This window comes from uncultured Ilumatobacter sp. (genome assembly GCF_963980585.1).
In the GTDB taxonomy this organism is placed as follows: Bacteria; Actinomycetota; Acidimicrobiia; order Acidimicrobiales; family Ilumatobacteraceae; genus Ilumatobacter_A.
Window position 1 is genome coordinate 110,101 of sequence record NZ_CAXCAM010000004.1, and the last position, 8,516, is coordinate 118,616.

Annotated in this window: 10 protein-coding genes; 4 read left to right on the top strand and 6 right to left on the bottom strand. The window is 64.8% G+C overall.

Going from position 1 to position 8,516, the window contains the following annotated elements:
• Nucleotide 1: 1 nt before the first annotated feature.
• The 3 genes from ACH2DW_RS02625 to metG all read right to left on the bottom strand — a co-directional run bounded on the left by ACH2DW_RS02625 (nucleotide 2) and on the right by metG (nucleotide 2,897).
• Nucleotides 2-514 (bottom strand): hypothetical protein, encoded by a 513-nt coding sequence (locus tag ACH2DW_RS02625; RefSeq protein ID WP_394928155.1) that lies wholly within the window; start codon nucleotides 512-514, stop codon nucleotides 2-4.
• 92 nt (nucleotides 515-606) lie between these two features.
• A complete protein-coding gene (locus ACH2DW_RS02630) occupies nucleotides 607-1,380 on the bottom strand; it encodes a TatD family hydrolase (RefSeq protein WP_394928156.1) in 774 nt (257 codons plus the stop codon).
• Complete coding sequence (metG, locus tag ACH2DW_RS02635; protein ID WP_394928157.1) at nucleotides 1,377-2,897, bottom strand: methionine--tRNA ligase; 1,521 nt, start codon at nucleotides 2,895-2,897, stop codon at nucleotides 1,377-1,379. The genes ACH2DW_RS02630 and metG overlap by 4 nt, the downstream gene beginning before the upstream one ends.
• Nucleotides 2,898-2,920: 23 nt before the next feature.
• Here metG and ACH2DW_RS02640 point away from each other — a divergent pair, with 23 nt between their 5' ends.
• Nucleotides 2,921-3,760 (top strand): acyl-CoA thioesterase, encoded by an 840-nt coding sequence (locus ACH2DW_RS02640; RefSeq protein ID WP_394928158.1) that lies wholly within the window; start codon nucleotides 2,921-2,923, stop codon nucleotides 3,758-3,760.
• A gap of 75 nt (nucleotides 3,761-3,835) precedes the next feature.
• Here the strand turns inward: ACH2DW_RS02640 and rsmI are convergent, their stop codons facing one another.
• Nucleotides 3,836-4,651, bottom strand: a complete 816-nt coding sequence (gene rsmI, locus ACH2DW_RS02645; RefSeq protein WP_394928159.1) for a 16S rRNA (cytidine(1402)-2'-O)-methyltransferase — start codon at nucleotides 4,649-4,651, stop codon at nucleotides 3,836-3,838.
• 2 nt (nucleotides 4,652-4,653) lie between these two features.
• On the bottom strand, nucleotides 4,654-4,992 hold the full coding sequence (locus ACH2DW_RS02650) for a DUF192 domain-containing protein (protein ID WP_394928160.1): 339 nt from the start codon (nucleotides 4,990-4,992) through the stop codon (nucleotides 4,654-4,656).
• Between the two features lie 90 nt (nucleotides 4,993-5,082).
• On the opposite strand from ACH2DW_RS02650, the gene ACH2DW_RS02655 reads away from it, so the two are divergent.
• The 3 genes from ACH2DW_RS02655 to ychF all read left to right on the top strand — a co-directional run bounded on the left by ACH2DW_RS02655 (nucleotide 5,083) and on the right by ychF (nucleotide 7,768).
• A complete protein-coding gene (locus ACH2DW_RS02655; protein ID WP_394928161.1) occupies nucleotides 5,083-5,787 on the top strand; it encodes an ATP-binding cassette domain-containing protein in 705 nt (234 codons plus the stop codon).
• Entirely contained in the window at nucleotides 5,784-6,605 is an 822-nt protein-coding gene (locus tag ACH2DW_RS02660) for an ABC transporter permease (protein ID WP_394928162.1), read from the top strand. The genes ACH2DW_RS02655 and ACH2DW_RS02660 overlap by 4 nt, the downstream gene beginning before the upstream one ends.
• 74 nt (nucleotides 6,606-6,679) lie before the next feature.
• Entirely contained in the window at nucleotides 6,680-7,768 is a 1,089-nt protein-coding gene (gene ychF / locus ACH2DW_RS02665; RefSeq protein ID WP_394928163.1) for a redox-regulated ATPase YchF, read from the top strand.
• Here the strand turns inward: ychF and ACH2DW_RS02670 are convergent.
• Nucleotides 7,758-8,516 (bottom strand): RDD family protein (locus ACH2DW_RS02670; protein ID WP_394928164.1); only part of this gene is annotated, 759 nt, incomplete at its 5' end. The two genes, ychF and ACH2DW_RS02670, sit on opposite strands and share 11 nt — an antisense overlap.

Sequence of the window (8,516 nt, forward strand, 5' to 3'; positions counted from 1 at the left end):
GCTACAGACGAATCTGGACGGGGATGGGCGCATCGGTGAGGTCAGCGAGCGTCTCGAATTGTGCGGTCTGGAGAATGATGCCGGCGATCTGCGTTGCTGGCGCGAGCGTGACGCGGCAGGTGATTGACCGATTGTTGTCGAGGTTGGTCACGGTGACCTCTTGCCCGGTCGTGATGTTCTGAGCGAAGCAGACGTTGGCTCCGGAGAGGTTGCCGAAGGTGGCGCGAGTGATGATCGTCTCCAGCGGATCCGCGTTGGGGATCGCGATTTCGGAGATGCCGCCGACTGCAGACATCGGGCCGTCAAGAAAGATCGGTGTCTGTTCGATCACCGTCGGCTCGCTCGGAAGGTTTGATTGCCCAGTCCCCGAATCGAGAGCGACGGCGTCGCCCGACGTCGAGTTGGGGGCCGTTGAGGGGTCGTCGCGATTGAACCACCACAGCGCGGGGAGGACCAGCAAGCTCGCGACCACTACGAGGAGGAAGCGTCGTCGGTCGGTGTCGTCGAGGGCCACAGGTCAGTCGTCAATCGTTCGGCAGTCGGAGGCCACCGGTCGGTGACCTACCACCCCGCTACGTCGTTGCCGAGCGTATCTGGGTGGTGCGGTCAGGTGATGTCGGGCAGCACTCGGCGCGTATTGGCCGCAGTGTGCGTGGCGATGCTGCTGACGGGGACATCGCGCAGGTCGGCGATGAACTGGCCGACATGGGGCACCCACGCGGGCCGATTCTTCTTGCCGCGTTGGGGAACCGGAGCGAGGTATGGGCTGTCGGTCTCAACGAGCATCGAGTCGAGCGGGCACAGCTGAGCAGCCTCTTGCACGTCGGCGGCGCTCGGGAACGTGACGATGCCGGAGAACGACAGCACGGCGCCGCGATTGAGGCACTGGCGGGCTTCGTCCGCTCCACCGGTGAAGCAGTGGAAGATCGTGTGCTCGGGGATGCCCTCGGCGTCAAGAATTTCGAACGTGTCGTCCCAGGCATCGCGAGTGTGAATGACGAGCGGCAGCTTGCGTTCGTGCGCGAGCTGAATCTGTGCCGCGAACGCGATCTTTTGGATGTCGCGCTCGGAGTGTTCGTAGTAGTAGTCGAGCCCGGCTTCACCGACGGCGACGATGCCCGGTGTGTCGAGGAGGTCGACAATCGTGTCGACACCGTTCACCGCGTCGTGCGGATGAAGACCGACCGTGGCGAACACGTTGGCGTGACGGCTGGCCACCTCGATCGCAGCAAGCGACGTCTCGCGATCACACCCAACGGTGACCAATGTGCCGACGCCCATCTCGACAGCCGCTGCGACCGCGCCGTCGGGTCCGTCGGGGATGCCTTCGTCGTGGATGTGGCAGTGCGAGTCGATCCAATCCAGTTGGTTCGCGCTCATGTTTTGATGCGGGGGAACAGGGCGTCGCCCTTGGTGACGGTGGCGCCGGGGGCGTATTGGCCCCAGGTGGCGGCGTCAGGGAGGCGTTGGTCGATGACCTTGCCGGGCATGCCGATGCGTTCCCAGACGGCCTGGGCGGTGTCGGGAATCGCGGGTGAGCACAAGATGGCCACGATGCGCAGGGCTTCGAGCGCGTCGCCCATCACCAGGTCGACCTCGGGGCCGGGCTCGGCCTTCCACGGCTCGTTCGTCTCGAGGTGCCCGTTGGTGGCGCGGATGAGTGACCAGGTGGCGTCGAGGGCCTTGCTTGGCTGCACTTCATCCCACTGCGCGGCAGTCTGCTCGAAGGCGGTTGCGGCAACCGCGCCGAGCGGGCTGTCAGGGTTGGGAGCGGTGCCGAGGCCATCGCATTTCTTGGCGACCACCGTGGCGACGCGGGCTGCCAGGTTGCCGAGATTGTTGGCGAGGTCGGAGTTGTATCTGCTGACGAGGCCTTCCCAGGTGAAGTCGCCGTCGTTGCCGTAGGCAGTGTCGGCGAGTACGTAGTAGCGGAATCCGTCGAGCCCGATGTCGTCGATCAGGTCGAGCGGGTTGACCACGTTGCCCGAGGTTTTGCTCATCTTCTCGCCGCCGCTGAGGAGCCAGCCGCCGATTGCCCAGCCCTTGGGCGGTTCCACGCCGGCGGACAGGAGCATCGCCGGCCAGTAGACGCAGTGCTGGCGGACGATGTCTTTGCCGATGAGGTGGTAGTCGGCGGGCCACCGCTCGGTGTAGTCCTGTGACTCGTCTCCGAATCCGACCGCAGCGAGGTAGTTGGTCAGGGCGTCGAACCAGACGTAGGCGACGTGCTTGTCGTCCCACGGGAGGGGGATGCCCCAGTCGAGCGAGGTGCGGCTGATCGAGAAGTCGCGCAGGCCGGACTTGATCAGACCGATTGCTTCGTTGCCGCGATGTTCGGGCTTCATCGCCGTCGGGTGCTTGGCATACCAGTCGAGGAGACGGTCTTCGAATCTTGAGAGGCGGAAGAAGTAGTTCTCTTCCTCGAAGTACTCGACCGGCCGTTGGTGAATCGGGCAGAGGTCGTCCCCGTTGGGCCCACTGACCAGTTCTTCATCCTGGTAGTACTCCTCGCACGCGACGCAGTACTTGCCAGCGAAGGTGTCGAGTTCGATGTCGCCGGCGTCGTAGCAGCGTTGGAGGAGTTCGGCGACGGCTACCTTGTGGCGGGGCTCGGTCGTGCGGATGAAGTCGTCGTTGGTGATGTTGAGGCGTTCCCAAGCGTTGGAGAACTTCGGCGCGATCGAGTCGGTGAATTCCTGGGGGGTCATGCCCGATGCCTCGGCGGCCTGCTGGATCTTGAGGCCGTGCTCGTCGGTGCCGGTGAGGAACGTGACGTCGTCGCCGAGCAGTCGGTGCCATCGGGCGAGCGCATCACCGATGATTGTCGTGTACGCGTGGCCGAGGTGTGGCTCGGCGTTGACGTAGTAGATGGGAGTCGTCACATAGAACCGGGACACCTCTGCACGATACCGTCAGCGCGATGAGCGGACCTGCAGGGATTATCAACGCGTTCGCCCAGGCCACGGCCGTGCTGCCGGTCGGCGACGATGGGGCGGGCCGGTACTCGGCGGAGATTCATCCTGGGTGGGACATCGGCGGCAATGCCAACGGCGGTTATCTCATGGCGATTGCTGGGCGTGCCATGACCGAAACGGTTGGTCGTCCGCCGGTGTCGCTGACAGCGCACTTTCTGCGCCCCGGACCTGCTGGTCCGTGCGAGATCGACGTTGAGGTCGTGCGATCGGGCCGGCGTTTGGCGACTGCTCGGGCGACGATGACGGTGGAGGGCAAGCCGACACTTGAGTTGCTGGGGACGTTCGGGGAGCAGGCCCCCGATGACGGGCCGAGCTACCAGCGTGAGGGGCCGGTCGAAGTCACGCCGTTCGAGGACTGCGCGCCGATGCAGCCCGCCGCCGAGAGTGGTGGGCCGGGTTTGATGGATCGGCTTGCGTGCCGACTGCACCCGGAGGACGATGGTTTTCGGCGTGGTGAGCCAACGGGTGACCCAACGGTGCGCGGTTGGTTTGCCTTGGCCGCAGAGGAACCGATCGATGCGATTGGATTGCTGCTCGCGGCTGACGCGTTCCCGCCGCCGATCTTCAACTCAAGTATCCCGATGGCCTGGGTGCCAACGGTTGAGTTGACCGTGCACGTGCGTGGGAATCCCGCGCCCGGCCCGCTTCGTGTGGCGTTCCGCTGTCGGTTCATCCACGACGGACTGCTCGACGAAGAGGGCGAGATCTGGGACTCGAGGGGCGTGCTCGTCGCGCAGTCCCGCCAGTTGTCGCTCATGCCCCGAGCAGTGACCCCCGACGCTTGACCACCTCAAGTGACGTCCGAGTGACGTCCGAGTGACGTCTGCTCCAGCGACGGCTGGTCCCGACCCCGACGTCACTCAGTCCAGGGTGAGTTGGTAGACGTCGCGTTTGGGTTGGCCGGTTTCGGCGGCGACGTGGGCGGCGGCATCGCGCTTGGACAGGCCGCTCTCGAGTGCCGTCGTCAGGAGCGCCCGAATGTCATCGTCGGTGAGGGGGGTGTCGTCGACGGGCACACCTTCGATGACGAAGACATATTCGCCACGTGGTTCGCCGATGTCGATGGTGCCGAGCGTGCCGCGGACGACTTCTTCGTGCAGCTTGGTGAGTTCGCGAGTCACGACGACCACTCGGTCGGGTCCGCACACGTCAGCAAGATCGGCGAGTGTCTTCAGCGCCCGGTGGGGTGCTTCGTACAGCACGGTGGTGCGACGCTCGGCGGCAACGTCGGCGAGGCGGGCGCCGCGTTCGCGGCCCTTGCGTGGGAGGAAGCCGTCGAAGACGAACCGTGAGGTGTCGAGCCCGCTGATCGTCACGGCCATGATCGCCGCGCTGGGTCCGGGCACCGCGCTGACGGCATGGGGCGAATCGACCACGGCGCGCACGAGGCGTTCGCCGGGGTCCGACACGCCGGGCGTGCCCGCATCGCTGACCACGGCGACGTCGCCGCCGTCGTCGAGCACGCGCAGCACTCGATCGATCAGGTCGTGTTCGGTGTGCTCGTTGCACACCGCCATCCGTTTGGCTTTGATGCCGGCGTGATGGAGCAGCAGACCGGTGCGTCGAGTGTCCTCACAGCACACGAGATCGGCGGCAGCCAGTACTTCGATGGCGCGTGGTTGCAGGTCGCCGAGGTTGCCGATTGGCGTGGCGACGAGCCAGAGGGTGGCGGTCATCGTCAGTGGTCCTGATCGCGTACTTCGATGACGTCGCCGACGCGCAGACCCCACCGGTCGAAGGCTCCAGCCTGCGCTTCGATGACGATCTGGGCATGCCGCACCGGGAGTCCGATGCGATGGCGTGACATCTGCAGCGTCTTCATCACCACACCATCGGCGTCGACGAACGCCACGTCGATCGGAAACTTCATGCCGAGCGTGTGGACGGCACGGCACGGCCGGATGACCAGTGCGCCTTCGAGATGGGTGCGGCCGAGCAGGCCTCGCCGTCGATCCGACCGGTTCTCGGCGATCTCTGCAGAGGCGAACACTCGAGCGTCGCTGACCAGCCAAGCCATGGCCTCAGCATGCCATATCGCGGACGCGTTTGAACGCTGCTGGAGGCATCGAAGGGACGCGTCGCCACATCGTGCGATACGGTCCGTCGAGTGGCCACACACGATGGATTTTCGCTGCGTGGGGTGGCTGCGGGCCCTGCTGGGGAACCGATTTTGCGCGACATCACGGTCGACATCCCCAACGTAGGAATCACCGCAATCGTGGGCCCGTCCGGGTCGGGCAAGTCCACCCTCTTGCGGTTGCTCAACCGTCTCGACGATCCACTCGCCGGCGAGATCCGGTGGCGGGGCCAGCGGCTCGACGAGCTTCGGCCAGACGAACTGCGTCGCCAGGTGGCCATGGTGTTCCAGCGGCCGCCACTTTTCGCCGGATCCGTGCTCGACAACTTTCGGGTCGCGGTGGCTGACATCGACGAGGATCGGGCGCTCCACGTGCTCGATCACGTCGGGCTCCCAGCCGGGCTGCTTCACCGTGACGCCGCTGACCTCTCGGGTGGCGAGGCACAACGAATGTGCGTTGCCCGCGCGTTGCTGACGCGCCCGATGGTCGTTCTGGCTGACGAACCGACTGCAGCACTGGACGGCGAAGCACGAAACACCATCGAAGAGCTGGCACAACAGCTTGCCGACGAGGGGACGCCACTGGTCTGGGTCAGCCACGACACCGCCCAGCTTCGACGCCTTGCCGATCACGTCTTGGCGGTCGTCGATGGACGGGTCGCAGCATTCGGACATCTCAGTGACCTCGATGCGAGTGATGACCCTGTCGTGCGCAGATTGGTCGGCGCGCCGTGAGCGCTGTTGCTGAGGCTGGCGGTTCGATGCTGGCGTCCGCGGCCGCGCGTGCCGACATCGGGCTGGCTGGCCTCGCCGCGTCGGGCGTGCTGATTCTGGTCGCGGTGCTGATCTCGCTGTGGCGGAAGCTCGATCTCGAGCGCTCGCTGCTGTGGGCTGCGACGCGTGCGCTCGTGCAACTCCTGATCGTTGGGTGGGCACTGCAGCTGGTCGTCGGTCCTGACGATCCGCTGTTTTGGTCGGGGCTCTGGCTGGTGTTCATGTTGCTGTTTGCGGCGTGGACCACGTCGCAGCGCGCGGCTGGGGTGCCTCACGTGCTGGCCCTCTCGCTGCTCGCGTATGCGTTGTCGGGTCTGGTCACGCTGGGCGTGTTGTTCGGCTTTCAGGTGTACGAGTTCGAGGGTCGCACCATTGTTCCGCTGGCCGGCATCGTCGTCGGCAACTCGTTGGCGGCCACGGTGTTGGTGTCGCGTCAGTTGCTGGTTGCCGCAACTGAGCAGCGCGACGTGATCGAAGGGCGGCTCGCGCTCGGCTTGTCGGCGGCCGACGCGTTCCAACCGCATCTCCGCCAAGCCTTGCGCACGGCGCTGGTGCCACAGATCGAGACCACGAAAGCGGTGGGCATTGTGGCGCTGCCCGGAGCGATGGTCGGCCTGATTCTCGCCGGCGTTGATCCTGCCGACGCCGTGAAGGTGCAGATCTCGGTGATGTACCTCGTGCTTGGCAGCGTCGCGACGACCACAACGGTCATGAGCATCGGGATCTCGCGCGAGTTGTTCTCTCCTGCGCAGCAGCTGCGACGGTTTCGATCCGACTGATTCGGCCGATTGGGCGACGTCGTTGGCCGGGAGGCCGCCGGGTGGGCCGGACCGCCGTTAGCGTGTCTCGCCGCATGGAACGTTTTGGTTTGGTCGGACTCCCGAACGCGGGCAAGAGCTCGCTGTACAACGCGCTGACCGGTGGTGGCGCGCTTGCCGCGCCATATCCGTTCGCCACCAAGGACCCGAACATCGGGGTCGCAATGGTGCCTGACGAGCGTCTCGATCGACTCTCCGTGATGTCGAAGTCGAAGAAGACGGTTCACGCTCAGGTTGAGGTCGTCGACATCGGTGGCCTGGTCGAAGGTGCAAGCACCGGTGAGGGTCTCGGCAACAAGTTCCTGGCCAACATCCGTGAAGTCGATGCGATCGTTTTCGTGTTGCGTGCGTTCGAAGATGACGATGTGGTCGGTCCGTCGGACCCGATCGAGCACCTGCGCATCGTCGAGATCGAGTTGGCACTGGCCGATCTGGAAACGGTCGAGAAGCGGCTCAAGCAGACCCAGCGCGCTGCGAAGCTCGACAAGTCGATGGTCGCTGAAACCGAGGCGCTGCAGATTGCCTATGACCAGCTTTCCGAGGGTCTGCCGCTGTACCGGGCCGGGTTGAAGGACGATGTCAAAGAGCTCCTCGCCCCGTACTTCCTGCTGACCAATCGCCGAGTGCTCGTCGTCGTCAACGTCGGCGAGGACGACATCGAGTCGATTCCGGAGAAGGAAAAGCTGATCTCCGACGAGTTCAACAACGCGGGTGACAACGTCGAAGTAATCGGCATGTGCATCCAGATGGAAGCCGAAGCCGCTGCCATCGAGGACCCTGACGAGCGTAACGAAATCCTGGAAGGATTCGGCCTCGGCGAGGGTGCCCTGTTCCGGATGGTCCGCAGCGCCTACCACTTGCTCGGTCTGCGGACCTACATGACCACTGGCGAACAAGAGTCTCGTGCCTGGACATTCCATGAGGGCTCGACGGCGCCGGTGTGCGCCGGACGAATCCACGGCGACTTCCAGCGCGGGTTCATTCGTGCCGAGGTCATCCAGTGGGACGAGCTGCTCGAGCTGGGGTCGTGGAACGCGGCCAAGGACGTCGGCAAGATGCGCGTTGAAGGCAAGGACTACATCGCGCAAGACGGCGACGTCATGGAGTTCCGCTTCAACGTCTGAGCGTGGCGGCGCCAGCGTGCGCGCCCTGGGTGCTGGCCTCGAGCCGCAGTCGGGCCGTGTCGGCTTCCCAGGCGTAGACGATTGCGGTGTCTGCGATGAGGTCATGGAGTTCGCGGCGATCACGGCGGACCAGCCCAATCAAGAACCCGATGCCGAACAGCACGAAGCTGAGCGGAAACATGAGTGTCCGGAGCGCGGCATGGCGGGCGTCGAGCTTTGAGCCGTCCGATCTGACGGCCATCAACCCGAGTATCGCCTTGCCGATGGTGCGTCCCGTTGCGGCGAGTGAACCTGCTGTGTAGAGGAACGCCCACAGCACAAACGCGATGACCATCACGGCACCGGAATCTTCGATGTCGAACGATGTTTGGAAGACCACCCGGATCGCTGATTGCACAAGCAGTGCCCCGATGGCGAAGAACACGCCGATGACGAACTGGTCGGCGAGGAATGGCAGGAATCGTGATACCGATCCGGCGAAGCGGCCCTGCATTTGCACGGCTCGATCCGTTGGCGACAGATCCGCCGAACCTGCTGGCTCTTCCGAGCCGCCGGGATGTGGGGGTAGTTGCCGAGCCGGTCGGCCCAGCATTCGGGCGGGAACCCCCTGGGCGACTTGGTCGGTAATGATCACTTGCGTTCGGGCCACGTCGAGCAACTCTGAGAAGACTCCGGTTGTCGAGCGAGCGATGATTTCGCCGAGCTCGGTCCGGGCGACGAGTTGGTTGACGTCGACGCGCTCGAGCAG

Bases quoted from the DNA above. Each gene is read 5' to 3' on its own strand.
- ACH2DW_RS02630 (WP_394928156.1), bottom strand. From the start codon at position 1,380: ATGAGCGCGAACCAACTGGATTGGATCGACTCGCACTGCCACATCCAC.
- ACH2DW_RS02640 (WP_394928158.1), top strand. From the start codon at position 2,921: ATGAGCGGACCTGCAGGGATTATCAACGCGTTCGCCCAGGCCACGGCC.
- rsmI (WP_394928159.1), bottom strand. From the start codon at position 4,651: ATGACCGCCACCCTCTGGCTCGTCGCCACGCCAATCGGCAACCTCGGC.
- ACH2DW_RS02650 (WP_394928160.1), bottom strand. From the start codon at position 4,992: ATGGCTTGGCTGGTCAGCGACGCTCGAGTGTTCGCCTCTGCAGAGATC.
- ychF (WP_394928163.1), top strand. From the start codon at position 6,680: ATGGAACGTTTTGGTTTGGTCGGACTCCCGAACGCGGGCAAGAGCTCG.